The following is a 19,889-nucleotide window of genomic DNA, read 5'->3' on the forward strand; positions in this document are numbered from 1 at the left end:
AAAAATTTATCTCCTTTTTTTATAAAGATGTTAATGATTAAAATTGCTACTATTTTGAAGTAACTTTTTTAAAATAATGACAAAAATGAAATTTTATACTATAATATTTAATTGAAAAGTAGATTAATATGCATAATTACAAAATGCACATTAATTAGTATAGAATTTATTTTTGTGGGTATTTGTGATTGTATGATCACCGCCTTTCGCAAAAATAGATTTTTTTTATTTTATATCTATTTTTTCTTGTAATTTATTGTATAAGTTTATCTTTTCATCAACACTGATTGATTTAACTAATCAACCATTAAATAAACACGATTTAATAAATTCGTGAATACGATTTTTATTATTAATTTCAAAGAAACTAAAAACTAATCCAAATTTTAGTTTTTTATCATAAACATTGTAATTAGAGCGTGTTTTTGCTTTGAGTGAAAAACCTCAGAAACCATCGCCATAAGCTTTACGTGGTTTAACATTTTTTAGTGAATAATCACTAATGTATTTAATGTTATCTCATTTACGAAAATAATTTCGTGCATCGCCTTCAAATAAATTAAGCATTTTATCTTCATCTTGTAAATTATTATTAATTGAAATAATACTTTTTTTATCTTCGTCAATTCTTCCAAAATGTAAATCTAATTCAACGTTAGTGTAATCAACTCCTTGATTACGTGAACATTGCGGAAAATATGATAAAGTTGCTTTTGCTAAATAAGGATGCTTATTGGTTTCAGTTGGAATAGGAATTGTGTGAGTATATGTTTCATATTCACTAATACTACCATTAATAAAAAATTTGATTTCATTATCTTTTGCATAAACAATGTCATTAATTTTAATAGGTACAACACCATATCCAAGAAATGAAAAATCATGATTTTCTTTAATAGAATCAGCTGCAGCATGAATTAATAAAGCTTTAGCAACTTCGCGACTAAATCCTAAGATGTTAATTAAATATCCAAGTTTACGGCTAATTCAAGCAGCAGCATATGATGTTCCTTGAACTTTTTTAACTTTATTATTACTTTCAAAAACATAACAAGTTCCATAATAAGCAAGATCTGGTTTATTAAAAAAAGATAAAACAATACCTTTGCGAGTATAAAATGCAGGTTCTTGTTGATCATTAACAGCATTAACTACTAAACTATTGATTGAATCAGCTGGACTACCAATTTTATAATTTTTGGATTCTTTACTTGTTTTGTTTGTTCCAGAGACAACAAAAATCACATCATATTCAGCTTGAATGTCATCTAAAATACTAGCTTCAATCGATATAAAATTATCCTTTATTTCATATTTTGTTCCTAATGATAAATTTCAAACTTTAATATCTTGATTGTTTTCAATAATTGATCGAATCTTTTTAATAAGTTCAAATGTAGTGAAATTTTGACCCATAACACCAAAATGACGCACTCTAAAAAAACCACATCCATCATCTAAATTAGGATTAAAACTTGGGCCATTAACAATAATCGAGCTCACTTCTAAACCATGAATTGGGTTTTCTTCTTTTAAAATTGGTTCAAGTTCTTTACTATTTTCATAATGATAATCTATTCATTCATGAAAATATACTTGTGTATGATCAACAATAATAGTATCAATAACGCCAATTGTAGGTTCATTTGTTGGTTTGTGAATTTTTAGCGTTGTTTTTATTGAGTCATCAATATAATCTAATGATTGATCTAAATCAATCTGATTTAGATCTTTTACTCCCATAGAAATTAAATAAGGGATTTTTTCTTTAACAATTTTTAATTCATCAATTCGCAAATAAAAGTTTTCATCTTTAATAATTTTACTATTATTTAAATTAATCCCAATTTCTTGTAAAATTTCTACAATATTTTTATTGGTTTTATAGAAAGTAATAATGGCATTATCTTCTAATAAGACATCAGAGTAATTACAATTAATATTCTCAATATAATAACAATCAACAATAAGACTAACAAATGTTGTTTTTGAAATTTTGTTATTATCAAAAATCTTTTTATATTTATTCGCATTAATATCTGCAATAAAACTATAGCTAATGCCTTCAAAATTAATATCAATGGTTTTAAAATTATTTTCAAGCATAGAAATAACAGTTTTTATTTTTTCAATTGTTTCATTTAAATTTTGTTTACTAATATTATAAGTTATGATATGTTTTTTATTTTTATCAGCATATCTTTCTCCAATAACAAAATAATTTGGATCACATTCTTTGTTTTCGTCAAAAGAAAACATTTTTTTAGCACGATTACTTTTAGCAACTATTTTTTTATAAGTGATATTTATAATAGGATTAACTCCATAATCAGTATATGATTCTCATTCATCTAAACTTGTTTGCAAATCTTTTACAATTTTTTTAATATGATCTAAACTAATACTTTGTTTTGCTGGAAGATTACGTGGCCCTGGTTTATTAGGATTTGATTTTGAATATATTGAACCTTTTAATTCTAAAATATTATTCATAATCTTTATTTTCCTTTAAATCTTTTGCGATTTTACTTTTTGAAATATCAGTTAAGGTTTCAATTTCTCTGACTGTAAAACCTTGTTCTTTTAGTATATTAATATCTAGATGATTATCAACCAAATCATAATATAATCGTTTTAAATATTCATTAGGATCGTTAGGATCAGAAAATGCTAATGATGATTTAATTAGATTTTTTAATTTTCCAGGATAAGGCATAACTTTGGCATTTTTAATGATTTTCTTAAACAAATTTTTGTTTTTATTAATATTTTCCATTCGTTGTGAATAGTATTCTAAAATAATTCATCCAATATCTTGTATATCTTCTTTTTCATAATGTGAAAAATCAATAGCATAATCAAATCGACGTAGTAGTGCATCATCAAAATATTGATGTAAATTAGTTGTTGCAATTAATAAAATTGATTTATTTAAGTTATCTAAACAAGTTAAAATTGTTGATGTTGCTCGTCCCATTTCACGTGAATCATTATTATTAATACGATCCATTGTAATAGCATCTATTTCATCTAATAAAATAAGAACATTTTCTGGATTAGGGAACGCATTAATTTCATCAAACAATTCTTTAATATTTTTAGCTGTTCTTCCTAACATACTATCAACAATCGAAGATAAATTAACTTTATATAATTCTTTTTTCAAAAGACGTGCAAGACTTTTAACAGATTCAGTTTTTCCAGTTCCTGGTGGTCCTTTAAATAAAAATTTATTTAAATCAAATCCCTTTTTATATGCATTTATTAAACCATCTATTTCTTTTTGAATAGCTTCAGGTATTGGTAGTGGTTCAAATTTGTGCAAATCAACTTTTTCAAAAAAATCAGATGTTAATTCACTTTTTAACGATTGAGGAGTAAAAACATTAGAACGACTAATTAGTCCCATAATATAACTCGCAATTTCATTATCACCATGATCATCAAAATATTTAGCAATTTCATTAGCTTGATTAATAAAACTATTTTCATCATTACTAACATGGTATTTAATTAGATTAACAATATCAACTTTTTTCATATTTAATTTCTACTCCTGATATTAATGCAATAAAATTCTAACACATTACAAAAACAAATATAACAATTTTAGGACAAATTTTTCAAAACAAAAAGAAAACACCCTAAAGGGTGTTTAGTTGTTAATAAAAATTTATAAAATTAGAATTGTTTTAAATAGTTATTAACTTCTTGCTCAATAACTGCAATTTGCTCGCTACTTAAATTAGATGAGTAATCATTAATATAGTATTTAAAAGTATAAATGATTTCATCATCTTTTACATAAAGATCACTAATTTCAACTTTTCTAATATTTTTAATTTTTTCAATATTATCCATTACATCATTTAAATCAACATTAGAAGCTAATTTAACACTAACATCACGCACTATATCATGATATACACTTGGTTTAATCACTTTAGTAATTGCTTGTTCTTGATTTAAATAACTAGTTAAATTTAAATTAATAACAAAAATATCATTATTTAAACCATATGTTTTTTTGATTTGATTTTTTAATTGACCAATAAAACCAAAAACCTGTTTGTTTTCATTAACTAAAGCTAATTGATTATTTTCATATAGTTCATTAACAATATGATTTGTATCATATACATAACTAATATTTAATTTTGTTAATAAAACGTGTAATAAAGCTTTTGTAGTTACGAAATTATTAACTACTATTGAATCATTAAGTTTTGCATTAATCAATGGTTTACATAAAACAATTGATAAAATTGTTTGTTGATTTGAATTGATTGGATTAATCTTTGAAATTTCAAAGATATTTTCTAATTCATTTTTTTGATTTTGATTGTATTCTAATACTTCAAGTAAAGAATTAAGATTATTTAGTTTTAGATGTGAACGTATATTTGAAATTGGATTATTAATTTCATAAGCTTGTTGAAAATTAAAGAAATCAAATTCATAAGCTTGTGTTTGGCTTTTTAAATTATAAGTTTTACATTCAAACAATCCTTGATCAACTAAAAAATCACTAACTTTTTTTTCAAAGTCATAAGCAATATTGTTTTTAAAACTTAAAATATCAAAATTAATTGGTTGGGGTTTAATTTGTTGGATACTAAATTTTTTCATAATATCTTCATAAACATCAAACTCATTTAAAACATCATATCGATGACTTGGTGTAATTAAATTAGTTTTATTGATTTTATAGCCCAAACGTTTTAAAAAAGTATGTGCAGTGTCCAAATTAATTTTTGTACCCACAAAATCACTTACTTGATCAATTTTATTTTTAATAACATTATGAACTAAATGTTTGAAATAACAAATTAGTTTTGCATCTAATTTAAAATGTGCTAATAATTTTTTTAAAGTAGCTTTAGTAACATAATTAGTTAAAGGTTTACTAAAACGCATTGCTGCTGTTGTATTAATTTTTAAACGACGTGCAGTGTTTGCAATTAATAAGGGATTAAAATTAGCGCATTCAATATAAGCAGTTGTTGTATTATTATCAATTTTAGAATCATTTGAACCAATAATACCAGCTAATGCTAAAATCTTTTGATCATCTACAATAATTAGATCACCTTTTTTAATTGCATACTCTTTTTGATCTAAACCTAATAAAATACTATCTTCTTCAGCGTTTTTAACAATAATTTGACCACTAATCTTATGTGCATCAAAAGCATGAAGAGGATTAGCAGTTAGTAGTGTTAAAAAATTCATGTTATCAGCGAAATTATTAACAATTTTGATTTGGTTATTAACTAATACACTTTTAGTATTTCATTTTAAAGTATAGTTTTGAATATTTTTAACTTCAATCATTCCATATGAATTAACATCATCAGATAAAATTCTTACATTAACGATCTCTTTATGTGAGCGATGGTTAATTGTCGCATCAATTACATATTCTAAATCAAAATAAGCACATAGTTCTTTAGCCATTCAAAAATAACCATTTAAATCATTTCGATTTGAGGGAATTGATAAATCTAAAATAACATCATCTAAATTAAAAATTTGATTTGGTGTTTTATAATGATCATAACTATCATGTAAAACTAAGATTCCATCCAAATCGGTTTGTCCTAAAAAATGAGCAACTTCAGGATTAATTTCACTATAAGCACACAACATTCCATTTGAAACATACCCTCTTAGTTCACGTGGTGTAATTTTTAAACCATTAGCTAATTCAGCATTTATCTTAGCTAAAACAACTCAATTGTTAACATTAAAATTATCTGCACCACAAACAATTTCATAAACTTCTTGATTTGCTTTAACTTTAACTAAATTTAAATGATTAGCATTAGGATGTTTAGTTTTTTCTAATACTTTAGCAAAAACTAAATTAGTACTTGGTTTAATGGTATTAATCGTTTCAACTTCACAACCTAAATCCATTAAAGCTGTACATAATTCATTTAAAGAAATCTTTTTTAGTTTTGGACTAATCTTATGCAATAAATTTAAACTTAAAATCATCTTTTTTTTACTCTTTCATTGAATTTAGGAATTTATTTAATTTGGGCATTAAATTTAAAGTTGTTTGAATATAAATAACGAATATCATCAATTTCATACTTTAACATAGCAATCCGATCAATACCCACACCAAAAGCCATTCCTGTTTTAATATCATTAATATTAGCAGCTTTTAAAACGTTTTCATGTAACATCCCTGTTCCCATGATTTCAATTCATGTGCTTTTTTTACAAACAGCACATCCTTTTAAATCGCATTTAAAACATTGAACATCAACCTCAAACGAAGGTTCAGTAAATGGAAAAAAACTTAAGCGATAGCGTGTTTTTAAATTCTGACCAAATAAATATTTAATTAAACTATCAATTAATCATTTTAAATTAGCAACGGTTAAACCTTCTTTAACTCATACAAAATCAACTTGGTTAAATTGATGACTATGAGTTGCATCATCATCATCTTTTCGATAAACATTACCAAAAGACATAATGCGAATGTCTTTGTGAGGATTGTTTTCTAAAACTTGAGCAGTTGTGGTTGTACAATGAGTACGTAACATTTGTACAGAATTAATAAAAAAAGAATCAGCAGTTGCTCTTGCTGGGTGATTTTCATCAATATTTAAATGATCAAAATTATAAACTGGTGAAACAACTTCTGGGCCACTTACAATCTCAAAGTTTAGTTTTTTAAAAAATTGGGCAATATCATCAATAATGTTATTAATAATGTGATGATGCCCATTTTTAATAAAGGGAGTAAATAAAGTTTTATTTGCTCATTTTTTTAAATCAATTTGATCGCTTTTATTGTTTAATTCCACTAAAGCTTGGTTTGTAATTAATTCAATTTGTTGCTTAAATTCATTAATTAACAAACCCATTTCTTTTTTGTTATCACTTTTTTTTAGTTCATCATATAGTGGTAATAAATGTTGTTTTACAAAAATATTTTTTAGTTCAATCAAATGACGTTCATTACTTGCATTTTGTAAGGTTTGTTTTAAATTTTGAATTAGATTAGCAATATCCATAAATATTTACTCGCTTTCTTTTTTAAGATCTTCTTGTTCTTGTTTATCTGTTTTTTGAACTTTATTATTTTTTTGAAAATTACGGAACCAGTTTTTAACTAGTTTTTTATCTTTTAATTCTGGAATATAAACATTCGAGTATGATCAATAAGCAAAAATATTAATATTAATAATAATGATTAAAAACGAACTTACACCAATAATCGAACCATATTTAAACATTTTAATTTGATTATAAGGTGAATCTAAGCGAAAATCTTTTGTTTTAAAAATTTTAATAATATTTTGTTTTAGTTCATTATAATCATCAATTCGTGCATAATAATCTTCAACATAATATGATAAGCGAACTGCTGATCATATAAGTATTGCTAATAAGATAGCAACAAAGATGTATGAAATAATTGTAATTACTTTAAAACCCTTGATTGTTTTTAAAAAATCATAAAATTTTTTGCTTTTTTTATTATTCATGTTTAGTTCCTAATTTATAATTCAAAAATAATTTTTTCTTATCAAAAACAAAATGTTTATGAGCATTAATTTCATAGCGTTTTTTAATCATATCAGCAATTGTAGGATCAATTTTACGATATAGTAAAAATTGATCAAGATCAGCGTATGTAAAACCAAAAAAACTCTCATCTGTTTGATGTTCATCATCTTCGTTTGAAGGTGTTGGAGCACGATTTAAAATTTTAGTTGGTAAGCTATAGTAAGCACCTAATTCATAAATGTGTTTTTTTAATAAACCAATTAGCATATGATAATCAGCAGCGCTATCACCATGTTTTGTAAAAAAACCTAAAATATATTCATCATAATTTAAATTACTTACAACAACACCTCTATACGCATTTGCCATTGCATATAAGTAGTTAGTGCGAATTTTTGGTTTTAAATTATAAAGAACATAATTATCATTTGTTTTTTTATTAATCAACAAACGATAACTATTATAAATATCAACAAGATTAATTATTTCAATATTAGGATAAACTTTTTTTAGTTCACTAACGCATTCATAATCTAAATTTGAATTGTGAATATCTAAAAAATAAGCATAGATATTTAAAGCATACTCTTTTTTTAAATCATTTAAAATAGCTAGTGTTAATGCACTATCAACACCACCTGAAATTCCTAAAATAATATTATTAGTTTGAGCATCATTTAAAAACTTAATAAAATCATTTTTTAATCATTGTAAATATTTAACTAAATCATTATTCATAGTTTACTTACTCTTCAAATTCTAATGTAATATCATATATTTTAATACTATCACCAGCTATTGCGCCAGCTTGTAATAATTGTTGGTTAAAATTAATACTTTGAAGTTTTTGATTAAACCGAATTAAATTATCTTGAGTTTTTAAAGGAATACGATGAACTCAATATTTTAAATATTCACCAAAAACTTCAAAAACATGATCATCAACTTTGACGATTTTTATCGTTTTATCTAATTCTTTATTTTTAGGAGTATCACTTGCTCATTTTAAAATTTGATCAACTGGTAAATGTTCTTTTAAACGTTGTTCATAAATCTTTTTTTGATCAAAATAGATTTTTATCACATCATCTAACATTGCATCAACATGTAAATTTGTTAATGCTGAAATAACTTTAATATATTGATTATCTTTTAAATGCTCTTTAAGGATTTGTAAATTTTCTAACGCTCCAATTTGATCAATTTTATTAGCAACTAAAACAATTGGTTTATTAACTAAACTTTGTTTGTATTGTTTTAGTTCATTAACAATAGTTTCATAAGCACTAATAATATCAGAGTTATCATTTGGATCTAAAGAAATTAAGTGAATTAATAAAAAACAACGCTCAATGTGTTTTAAAAAATCATGACCTAAACCAACACCAGTATGCGCTCCTTCAATCAAGCCTGGAATGTCAGCAAAAATAATCCGATTTTGATCACGATAAATTGTTCCTAAAACAGGATTTAGTGTTGTAAACATGTAATTAGCAGTTTTAGGTTTAGCATTTGTAAAAGAAGAAATTAAAGTTGATTTTCCAGCATTTGGTAAACCAATAATGCCAATATCAGCAATGGTTTTTAATTCTAGTACAACTTCAATATTTTCGCCCAATTCTCCTAATTCATAAAGATTTGGAGCTTTATTAAAAGCTGATTTAAAATGTGTGTTTCCATGACCACCCAAACCACCTTGAGCAACCAAATATTTTTGTTGGTCAATATTAATATCAGCTAAGATTTCATTTGTAATAGCATCATAAACAACTGTTCCTAATGGCACATTAATAAAAACATCTTCAGCATTCGCACCATGTTGATTTTTAATATCGCCTTTTTCGCCGTGTTTAGCACGAATAATTTTTTTGTATTTTAAAAATTCTAATGAGGTTTCATTATGATTTCCAACAAATCAAATTGAACCACCATTACCACCATTTCCCCCAGCTGGACCACCTTCTGGAACATGGGTCTCACGTCGTCATGAAACAATCCCATCACCACCATTGCCAGCAATTAATACAATCTTACATTTATCAATGAATGCCATGCTTATTTTCCTTCATAATCATCTTCTACTTTATATTTTGTTTTTTCATTTGCTTTATTACGTTTTTTTAATTCTAAACGTTTTTTGTTAAACTCATTATAGTATTGTTCTGAATCTTTGAACTCATTGTATAAATCTGCAGCATATGTTTCAAAATGTTTTGAACGATTCATAATTGCGTTTGTAATTTTTGCCATGATAAAGATTGGTAAAACAAAAGCCACTACTAAAATTAAAAATCGTACTAAATATCCCCAAATTTGACTAGGAATAAATCCTGAGACAATTAAAATAAACATTCCAAACCAACATGAAACAACTGGAGTAAGAATATCTCAACGAATTTTTGGAGTACTAAAAGCTAAAATACTACATACAATAATTGCTAATCCTAATGTTGAGAACATCGCTACTCATACTGGATATGAACTAATAATGCTAGTTCCAAATTCAACACCATGATTTCTTTCGTTAGTAATTTTAGTAACCAATGCTTGCATTTTTTCAATCATAAAAGCATCTGGTTTTGGTTTTAGTTGATCATATACAATAGGATTTCAATGATAAAAATCTTTAACTCCTACAACTCATTGTTGGTGTTCATCTAACTTAAAACCTTCGCCATATCATCGACCATTTGCACCAACTATTCCATTAAAACCTAAAAGATTTATCTCGCCATATAAAATAAAGAAAACAATCATTGGAATGACAACAAAAAATGATGTAATTAAAAATTTATATAAAAGAGGAGATTTAAAACGGGTATTGGTTTGAAAGGGTTTTTTAAATCAAGAAGTTTTTGAATGCTTTAAATTCATTTACTATCCTTTCTACGCTAATATTGTTAAATTATAACAATTTAATAACTCTAATTACTAAAAGGGTTTTTGCCATTTAATAAAGCTTTTGGTGCTAGGGGTTTTTTATTTGGTAGTTGAATTAATAATAGTTCTACATTAAAATCTTGCGTGCTTACAAAAATTTGATGTTTAGAAATTGCAATTGTGCCTGGTTTTTGTGTTGATTTTTGATTCGTAATTTTGATTTGATGAACCTTAATTAAGACATCATTATATTCCATAATAGCAATTGGCTTATCATACATAGCGTTAACAAAACGATTTACAAAAAAAGCGGGTTTATTAAAATCAATAATGTTTTGGTTTTTTTGAATATTATAAGCAAAACTAACATCGTTTTCATCTTGTTGAATTCCAACTAAATCTGATTTTACTAATTCTAAAAAATGCTCTTTGATCATTAATGCGCCAAGATTAGCTAATTCTAAGGTTAGTATTTTTGTTGTAGTTTGCTCATTAATCGCTAAAGATCTTTGAAACAAAATATTACCTGCATCCATTTTTTTAATCGTATGCATTAAAGTAATTCCTGTTTGTAAATCACCATTTAAAATAGCATAATGAATGGGCGCTCCACCACGTAATTTTGGCAAAAGTGAAGCATGGACATTAACAATTTTGTATTTAGGAATATCAATAATTCCCTGGTTAATAAATTGTCCAAAAGCACAAGTAATAATAATATCTGGTGCAAGGCTACGAATTTCTTCTTCAATTTCTTTAATTTTTTGTGGTTGAAACAATTTAATATCATGATCTAAACAAAATTGTTTTACAGGTGAGTAAACAACATTTTTTTTGCGATCAAAATGAGAATCTGGTTGACTTACAACACCAATCAAATTAACTTCAGGCATATTAAATAATGTTTCTAAAACAATTTTAGCAATCTCTGGCGTACCAAAAAACATTACATTGTATTTCATTTTAATAAACTCCTTTTAAATAGCATTAAAAACACTATAAAAATAATAAAATAACTCCTTTAGGATTGGAGTTATTATTTCGTTTTGCTTTTTTGTTTTTCTAATTGTTTTTGACGTCGTTCTGCTGCTTTTTGTTGTTTTTTCTTATCAGCTTCTAATCTCTTGTTATAAATTTCATCATCTTTAGCTTTAATTGGTTCAATTCATAACATTTCTTCATCATAATCTAAAGCACGTACAACATCAATTTCACGACGATTTTCTTTTTTATTAACCTTAACTAAACGTACTTCACATTCAATTGCTCGTGGTTCATCTACTACTAAAGTTTTAGCATTTCTTGTCGTAAATAAAACAACATATAATTCTTTAGGTTTAGCACGTTTTTCTTTTTTGATTCGCTCCATTTCAATTTTGTATTGCTCTGGATTAGTTGTTTTAAGTGCTTTAATAGCTTTTTGTTCGTTTTTGTAATCAATTTTTTGTTGTTTTGTCATTTGAGCTAAATTATGAGGCTCAGCACGTTTAACAACATATGAATCAATAACTTCTTTTCCCTTGTCATCAATGCTACGTAAATATTTTTTGATTGTGGCTCAAACTTCGTTTGTATCTGATTTATCTTTATTGTTAACGTTAGCTTGATTTTCACCATTTTGTTTACGTTTTTTACGCATAATGAAAACTACAACTAGTATGATAGGAATAATAATGATTAAAATCATTAAAAAATTACTATTACCACCCTTTGTAGCATCTGCTTGTAAAATCGATTCTATTATTTCTTGCTTATCAAGCATGTTATTCCCACCTAATCATTAATTTAATAACACATTATATTATTATATGGAAATTAAAAGAATATTTATAATTAATTAACATAATTAAAGCGTTTTTAAACAAGATAAATTAAATTTAGATAATTAGTTCATCAATAATATTACATTGTAAACTTTTATATCATTTATAATTATTAAAATAAAGATAGGTTAATTTAAACAATAATAACCATCAAATTATAATTTGATTTCAAAAAATAGGAAGTAAGCAAATGTATAACGTTAAATTTTTAGATTTATTAAACGCAAATTTAAAACCAAATCCACAGTGAATCTTTAAAGATCCACATCCCGTTTTACGTGAAGTCACTCAAGATATACAAGGTTATGAATTATCAAAAGATGATATTTATTATCTTAAAAAGATGGTTCGATACATTGATGTTTGTTATCACAACCAGGCTAAAAAATATAAAATTCGTGCTGGGATTGCAATTGCTGCAAACCAAGTTGGTTGAAACAAACGTGCAACTTATATTCATTTTGATGATGGAAATGAAGAACATCATTATTTATTAATTAATCCACATATTACTAAACGTTCATCACAACGTGCTTATTTAAATCCTGGCGAAGGATGTTTATCTGTTGATCATGATCGTTCTGGATATGTAATTAGATATGAAAAAGTTCATGTTAAAGCCTATGATTTGATTAGTGAACAATTTATTGATAAAGAATTTAGTGGAATTATTGCTATTTGTATTCAACATGAAATTGGTCATTTAGATGCAGGTTTATACTACGATAATATTAATCAAGACCAACCATTTTATACAGAACCTGATTGAGTAAAGATTGGAAGATAGAATTTTATGGCAAACAAATATGATGGTAGCGCTATTAAAATTCTAGAAGGATTAGAAGCTGTTCGCAAACGTCCTGGAATGTATATTGGATCAACAAGTAGTGCTGGTTTACACCATTTAGTTTGAGAAATTGTTGATAATTCAATTGATGAAGTTATGAATGCTAATGCAAAAAACATTAGCGTTGTTTTGCATGAAGACAATTCAATTAGTATTTTAGATGATGGTCGAGGAATTCCAGTTGATATTAATCCTCAAACAAAAATTTCTACAGTTGAAACTGTACTAACAGTTTTACATGCTGGGGGAAAATTTGATGAAAGCGCATATAAAACCGCAGGTGGTTTGCATGGTGTTGGTTCATCAGTGGTTAATGCTTTAAGTGCTTGATTAATTTGTGAAGTGTATCGTGATCAAAAAATTTATCAAGCAAAATTTAGTAATGGGGGACATATTGATCAACCACTAAAAGTGATTGGTACAACCAAAAAAACAGGAACGCTAATTCATTTTTTACCAGATCCTTTAATTTTTAAAAACTTATTTTTTAATCCAAATACAATTAAGGAACGTTTGCATGAATCAACTTTTTTAATAAAAGATTTAAAAATTAGTTTTGAAGATAAAATCAACAATAAAAAATACGAATTTATTAATGATCAAGGTTTAATTGATTTTATTAAATTTATTAATGAAACCAAAAAAACATTTTCTGATGTTATTTTTTTAAAAATACCATTAATAAAATCGATGTTGAAGTTGCTTTTCAATATAGTGATCAAAACAATGAAATCATGGTTTCATTCGCTAATTCTGTAAAAACTAGCGAAGGTGGTGTGCATGAAAACGCTTTTAAAAATGCTTTAACAAGTGTTGTTAATAATTACGCACGAAAACATAATTTACTTAAAGAAAAAGATAAAAACTTAGAAGGTGATGACATTCGTGAAGGTTTATCTAGTGTAATTTCACTACGAATCCCAGAAAGCTTAATTAGTTATGAAGGGCAAACTAAAAATAAATTGTTCACACCAGAAGCAAATGAAGCAGTAAAAAAACAATCGAAGATAATTTTAGTTTTTGATTAGAAGAAAATAAAACACAAGCCTTAGATTTAGTTAATCGAGCAATTGTTGCACGAGATGCTAAATTAGCTGCTAAACGTGCTCGTGAAGAAACTAAAAAAGTTAAAAAAATTAAAGAAGAACGTGGAATGGGTGGTAAACTAACACCTGCTCAAAGTAAAGATCCAACTTTAAATGAACTATTTTTAGTAGAGGGTGATTCAGCTGGTGGATCAGCTAAACTTGGAATAAATAAGAAATATCAAGCAATTTTACCTTTGAGAGGTAAAGTTCTTAATGTTTTAAAAGCACGTTTAGTCGATGTTTTAAAAAATGAAGAAATTGCTTCAATTTTTACTTGTTTAGGTACAGGAATTAGTGCTGAATTTGATTTAAAAAAATTAAAATATCACAAAATTATTATTATGACTGATGCTGATACTGATGGTAGTCATATTCAAGTTTTATTACTAACATTGTTTTATCGTTTTATGCGTCCATTAATTGAAAATGGCAATATTTATATTGCTTTACCACCACTTTATAAACTAACAAATAAAAACACTAAAAAGTTCTTTTATGCTTGAGATGATGTGGAATTAGACCAATTAAAAAAAGAACAAAAAAATTATGAAATTCAACGTTATAAAGGACTTGGTGAAATGAATGCTGATCAACTATTTGAAACAACCATGGATCCAAGTAAGCGTTTATTATTAAGAGTTAATATCAATGATATTTTACAAGCTGAACGTCAAATCAATACTTTAATGGGTAATGATGTAAGTATTCGAAGACAATGAATTGATAATAATATTGATTTTAGTGTCATTGATGAATTACAAATCAATAATGAGGAGTCTAAATAAAAACTATGAGTGTAAATCAACAAAAAATTATTAATACACCATTAGACAACATTGTTGGTGAAAGTTATGCTAAATATGCAAAATATATTATTCAAGATCGTGCTTTACCAGATATTCGTGATGGTTTAAAACCCGTTCAACGACGTATTTTGTATGCCATGAGCGAATTAGGAATTTTTCATGACAAACCTTACAAAAAATCAGCACGTACAGTTGGGGAAGTAATTGGTAAATACCACCCTCATGGTGATTCATCAATTTATGAAGCTATGGTAAGAATGAGTCAAGATTGAAAAAATAATTTATGCTTATTAGATATGCATGGTAATAAAGGTTCGATTGATGGTGATAACGCTGCTGCGATGCGTTATACAGAAACACGTTTATCAAAAATTGCTAGTGTAATGCTAACTAATTTAAAAAAAGATGTAGTTAAATTTAGTCCAAACTTTGATGATAGTGAAAAAGAACCATCAATTTTACCATCACTTTTTCCTAACTTATTAATTAATGGAGCAACAGGAATTGCTTCAGGATATGCAACAAGTATTCCACCTCATAATCCTAATGAAGTTTTTGATGCTTTAATTTATCGAATTGATCATCCAGATTGTAGTATTGAAAAATTAATTAAAATTTGTCCAGCGCCAGATTTCCCAACAGGGGGAGAAATTCATGATTTAAATGGATGTGCAAATGCTCACAAAACTGGTGAAGGTAAATTTGTAATCCGAGCTTCAATTGAATTTAAAACAAGTGAAGCAAAAATTAATCAAATCATTATTAATTCCATTCCTTATGAAACAAATAAAGCTTTAATTATTAAAGAAATTGAAGATATTATTTACAATAAAGAAGTTGCTGGTTTAATCGAAGTTCGTGATGAATCAGATGCTAAGGGTGTTAGCATTATCATTGATACTAAAAAAGATGTTAATTTAGAAAATGTTAAAAATTATTTATACAAAAAAACTAGTTTGGAAATTAGTTATAATACAAAATTTATTGCAATTGTTCATCGAACACCAACACTTGTAAGTTTATCAACGTATCTAGATGCGCAAATCAACCATAGTCTTGATGTTATTAATAAAGTTGATTTATATGATTTAAATAAAGTTTTATTACGTATTGAAATTGTTGAAGGTTTAATTAAATGTGTTGATTTAATCGATGAAATTATTAAAATTATTCGGGCTAGTGATTCACGCCAAGACGCAAAAAATGCTTTAATTCAAACATTTGCTTTTACTAATAATCAAGCTGAAGCAATTATTATGATGCGTTTGCATAATTTAACACGCACAGATATATTTGATTTAAGAAATGAATGAGAAAGTCTTCAACAACAAGCTAAAACACTAAAAGAGCGAATTAAATCACTTCAAGTTCGCAAAAATTATTTAAAACAAAAAATGATTGAATTCAAAAAAGAATTTGGTTATCAACGTAAAACAAAATTATTTGATGAGTTTATAAAAGCTGAAGTTAATGAAGATCAAATGATTGAAAAACAAAGTTTAAATTTAGTTATTAGTCGTGATGGATATATTAAAACTGTTTCTAAAAAATCATTTGAATCTTCAAAATATGATGAATTAGGACTAAAAACTAATGATCTTCTTTTTTATCATAATGTAATTAATTCGCATGATCGAATTTTAATTATTACATCAAAAGCAAAATTAATTAATTTAATTGCACATAAAATTAGTTGTATGCGTTGAAAAGATGTTGGTGAACATTTAAATAATTATGCTAAATTTGATGCTAATGAAAAAGTTGTAGCAGTTTATGTATGCAATGAACAATTTAAAGTTGATGAACACCAATTAGTTTTAGGTTCAAAACTAAATTTAATTAAAAGAATTGAATTAAATGAGTTAGATTTAAATAAAAATAGCAAACAAATTAGTATTATGAAACTAAATGAAAATGATGGTTTAATTAGTGCTAATTTAATTAAAAAAGATCATAATCAATTTGTTGTTGCAATTTCTAAACTAGGGTTAGTGTTAATGTTTTTAGTTCATGAAATTAATTGTTTAAATCGTTTAGCAAAAGGGATTAAAATCATGAAATTAAAACCAAATGATGAAATTAGTTCAATTCTAATCGTTCCTAATAATGGTTATAGTATTCAACTTTTTTTAGATCAAGGTAATAAGTGTTTTAGTATTAGTGAGCTAAAATTATCAAAACGTGCAATGACACCATCACCACTTTATTTACCAACAAAAAAAGCACAAAGCGTTTTAGCAGCATTTTTAGTTGGTAATGAAAATGTTTTCTATTTATTAGATGAACAACAAAAAATAAATCCATACTATTTACCAAATCCAAAACCAATAAAATTAAATTCTAAAATTAATAAATACGAAAATGATCTTATTATAACTGATGTTGTTAAAGATAGTTTTTTAAGTGATAGTGTTATAAGTGATTTTAAAAAAATTAGTATGTATGCAAATGAATTTGATAGTGAATTATTAAAAACCAATGAAAATCAAGAGCAAGATGATTTGCAATTAGAATTAATTAATGAGAAAGAAGAAAATGATTAATGATAACAAATAATAAATGTAAGGGTTGTGGCGCTTTTTTGAATGATGAAATTAACAAGATTGGCTATTAAATGATACAAAAACAAATTTATGTCAACGTTGTTTTAAACTAATTCATTACAATAAACTTGAAAAAGTACATACTAATTTAAACCAAAGTATTAAAAATACAATTGATAATTTAGATTTTAGTAATTTACAAATTTTTATGGTTTTAGATATTTTAGATCTAGAACATACAATCATTGATGAACTAAAAAAATATCAAGAACAAATTATTTTTTTAGTCAATAAAATTGATTTATTACCACATCGTTACAATAGTGAATTAGTTAATGAAAATGTGATTAAAACACTTGTAGATCATGAATTTAATAATCAACAAATTGTTTATGTTTCAACACATTCAAACACTAGTTTAAAAAAAGTTATGGATTGTATTAAAAACGCTACTAACAAAAAACAAAAATCTATTTTTTTAGGTAAATCTAATGTTGGAAAATCAAGCTTAATTAATGCTTTATTAGCATTAAATAAAATTAAAACTAAACTTACAATTAGTAGTTATACTAACACAACAATTAACTTAAATAAAATCAATTTATTAGAACACCAAATAATTGATGCGCCTGGGGTTTGTTTTGATGAAAACATTTTAAATTATGTGCGTGATGAAGATAATAAATAAATCATGATTTCATATGGTGCAAAAGCAATTAATTATCAAATTAATCCCCAACAAGCAATTATGATTTCTGGACTTGTTGGTATTCAATATTTACAAGGCCAAAAAACGACATTTACACTATATGTTTCATAACAATTAGATATTCATCGTTGTAAACTAGAAAACTTTATAACAAATTTTAATAATCGTTACTTATTAGCGAAATTTAACTATGTTGACCAAGACATCGAATTTATTGATCATACAATAATATTAAATAAAAACCAAAAAACAAACATTTGTATTGCAGGATTGGGATTATTAGTTATTAACGCTAATGCTGAACAAATTTGCGTTCGTTTACCTAAATGTGTTGGACTAAAAGTTGCAAAATATGCGATCATTTAATTATTAATTAACAAAGAGAGTTTTATTATGAAAATCATTTTATTTTGTGGAGCTTTTGATATGGTTCATAATGCTCATTATCGAACCGGAAAACATTAAGTTTAGAACGCAAATAAGTAAACCAAAACTTGTTTCAATTACTAATGTTGATTCAGTTAATAATAACCAGATTGATATTAACGTAAAATTTGATAATATGAGTTCAGTATATAACAATAAAATCTTGTCATTAACTTATGAATATTTAAATAATGGTCGCAAATAACAAATTTGTCAAACTATTAAATTAGAAACAAATAAGGTTGATTATAGACTTCATTTTAGTAATTTAGTATACAATCGTTCATACACGCTAAAAGAAGTTAAGATATTAACAAACGAACCAATTAATTATCAAATTAATTCATCATCTAATATTAAAAAGATTTTCATAACTAACCCATCAAGAACAAGAATCGAAAGCTTTAAAGCTGCTAATGTACAAGGTTTTGAAAAAATTTCATTTAATATTTCAAATGATGATCAATGATATAACGGCAATCCAAATGATTATGATATTGAAGTTAAAATTAAAAATAGAACTACAAATACATATGTTGAAGGGATTCTTACAAAACTTAATGATAATGGCAAATTAAAAGTTGAATACATCATTAATAATAATAATAATATAATTAATGACCATAACCAATTTATTCTAGAAAAAGTGCATTTTAATAAAAAACCACATAATGACTTAAATACAAATATTAATAATTCTGCGCAAAATATTGTTTATGAATACGATGATAATAGTAATGAAGTCTTTAGCTTTAACTTATTTGATAATTGCGGAATTTCGTGATTAACAGATCAAAAACTAATGTCAATATATAAATATTGAATATGATAAAGAAACTAATACAAATATTTTATACAAATTCGCTATTTCATTTACTGGTAAATTTGAAGACTTAAAAATCGATACTTCAACCGAAGCAAATCCACCAATTTTTGCAAGAATTGCATTGCGTAGTAAAAATGATGGAAAACTATATTATTCTGAAAAAGGTATTATATATAATAATCAAAATTATCGCAATTATGCAGAACAAACAGAATTTAGATTAAAACAAAATAAAAACTGGCCAACTGGTGAATACGAAATTTATGGAGTTAAATATTGAACTAATAAATTAGGTGAAGCAAACGCTTATATCGCACCTGCAGGTTATGCTAAATCAATTATCTCAATTGACTTAAGGTAAAAAATAAAAAAACACCTTTAGCTTAGGTGTTTTTTTATTTTCTTAATTTA

14 protein-coding genes and 2 pseudogenes are annotated in these 19,889 nt (G+C 25.7%); 6 read left to right on the plus strand and 10 right to left on the minus strand.

What is annotated here, in order from left to right:
• Nucleotides 1-225 precede the first annotated feature (225 nt).
• The 10 genes from UUR8_RS02470 to UUR8_RS02515 form a co-directional block, all read right to left on the minus strand.
• Nucleotides 226-2,493 (minus strand): S8 family peptidase, encoded by a 2,268-nt coding sequence (locus tag UUR8_RS02470; protein ID WP_004026014.1) that lies wholly within the window; start codon nt 2,491-2,493, stop codon nt 226-228.
• Nucleotides 2,486-3,541, minus strand: coding sequence for an ATP-binding protein (locus tag UUR8_RS02475; RefSeq protein WP_004025733.1), 1,056 nt, complete (start codon nt 3,539-3,541; stop codon nt 2,486-2,488). The genes UUR8_RS02470 and UUR8_RS02475 overlap by 8 nt, the downstream gene beginning before the upstream one ends.
• A 140-nt stretch (nt 3,542-3,681) precedes the next feature.
• On the minus strand, nt 3,682-6,000 hold the full coding sequence (gene pheT, locus UUR8_RS02480) for a phenylalanine--tRNA ligase subunit beta (RefSeq protein ID WP_004025799.1): 2,319 nt from the start codon (nt 5,998-6,000) through the stop codon (nt 3,682-3,684).
• Between the two features lie 32 nt (nt 6,001-6,032).
• Nucleotides 6,033-7,034, minus strand: a complete 1,002-nt coding sequence (locus tag UUR8_RS02485) for a phenylalanine--tRNA ligase subunit alpha (protein ID WP_004025544.1) — start codon at nt 7,032-7,034, stop codon at nt 6,033-6,035.
• A gap of 6 nt (nt 7,035-7,040) precedes the next feature.
• On the minus strand, nt 7,041-7,508 hold the full coding sequence (locus tag UUR8_RS02490; RefSeq protein ID WP_004025513.1) for a hypothetical protein: 468 nt from the start codon (nt 7,506-7,508) through the stop codon (nt 7,041-7,043).
• Nucleotides 7,501-8,268: an NAD(+) synthase gene (gene nadE, locus UUR8_RS02495; RefSeq protein WP_004025815.1), complete on the minus strand. Its 768-nt coding sequence runs from the start codon at nt 8,266-8,268 to the stop codon at nt 7,501-7,503. Before nadE ends, UUR8_RS02490 begins: the two co-directional genes overlap by 8 nt.
• Before the next feature lie 7 nt (nt 8,269-8,275).
• Nucleotides 8,276-9,583: a GTPase ObgE gene (obgE, locus tag UUR8_RS02500; protein WP_004025744.1), complete on the minus strand. Its 1,308-nt coding sequence runs from the start codon at nt 9,581-9,583 to the stop codon at nt 8,276-8,278.
• A gap of 2 nt (nt 9,584-9,585) precedes the next feature.
• The gene (locus UUR8_RS02505; protein ID WP_004025833.1) at nt 9,586-10,287 is read right to left on the minus strand and encodes a hypothetical protein; all 702 of its coding nucleotides are present in this window, start codon (nt 10,285-10,287) and stop codon (nt 9,586-9,588) included.
• 167 nt (nt 10,288-10,454) lie between these two features.
• Nucleotides 10,455-11,372 (minus strand): methionyl-tRNA formyltransferase, encoded by a 918-nt coding sequence (gene fmt, locus UUR8_RS02510; RefSeq protein ID WP_004025631.1) that lies wholly within the window; start codon nt 11,370-11,372, stop codon nt 10,455-10,457.
• 74 nt (nt 11,373-11,446) lie between these two features.
• On the minus strand, nt 11,447-12,172 hold the full coding sequence (locus UUR8_RS02515; protein ID WP_004025912.1) for a DUF5385 family protein: 726 nt from the start codon (nt 12,170-12,172) through the stop codon (nt 11,447-11,449).
• 251 nt (nt 12,173-12,423) lie between these two features.
• Here UUR8_RS02515 and def point away from each other — a divergent pair, with 251 nt between their 5' ends.
• The 6 genes and pseudogenes from def (at nt 12,424) to UUR8_RS02545 (ending at nt 19,839) form a co-directional block, all read left to right on the plus strand.
• Nucleotides 12,424-13,020 carry a peptide deformylase gene (gene def, locus UUR8_RS02520; RefSeq protein WP_004026226.1) on the plus strand — a complete coding sequence of 199 codons (597 nt, stop codon included), beginning with the start codon at nt 12,424-12,426 and terminating at the stop codon, nt 13,018-13,020.
• A 6-nt stretch (nt 13,021-13,026) separates the two neighbouring features.
• Nucleotides 13,027-14,953, plus strand: a pseudogene (parE, locus tag UUR8_RS02525) (DNA topoisomerase IV subunit B).
• A 5-nt stretch (nt 14,954-14,958) separates the two neighbouring features.
• Entirely contained in the window at nt 14,959-17,517 is a 2,559-nt protein-coding gene (gene parC / locus UUR8_RS02530) for a DNA topoisomerase IV subunit A (protein WP_004025968.1), read from the plus strand.
• Nucleotides 17,517-18,592, plus strand: a pseudogene (gene yqeH, locus UUR8_RS03865) (ribosome biogenesis GTPase YqeH). The gene parC and the pseudogene yqeH overlap by 1 nt, the downstream one beginning before the upstream one ends.
• A 70-nt stretch (nt 18,593-18,662) precedes the next feature.
• Nucleotides 18,663-18,857 (plus strand): hypothetical protein, encoded by a 195-nt coding sequence (locus tag UUR8_RS02540; RefSeq protein ID WP_004026659.1) that lies wholly within the window; start codon nt 18,663-18,665, stop codon nt 18,855-18,857.
• 742 nt (nt 18,858-19,599) lie between these two features.
• Nucleotides 19,600-19,839 carry a hypothetical protein gene (locus UUR8_RS02545; RefSeq protein ID WP_004025958.1) on the plus strand — a complete coding sequence of 80 codons (240 nt, stop codon included), beginning with the start codon at nt 19,600-19,602 and terminating at the stop codon, nt 19,837-19,839.
• Nucleotides 19,840-19,889: the final 50 nt, after the last annotated feature.

The sequence above is a fragment of the Ureaplasma urealyticum serovar 8 str. ATCC 27618 genome, from assembly GCF_000169535.1.
Taxonomy (GTDB): domain Bacteria; phylum Bacillota_I; class Bacilli_A; order Mycoplasmatales; family Mycoplasmoidaceae; genus Ureaplasma; species Ureaplasma urealyticum.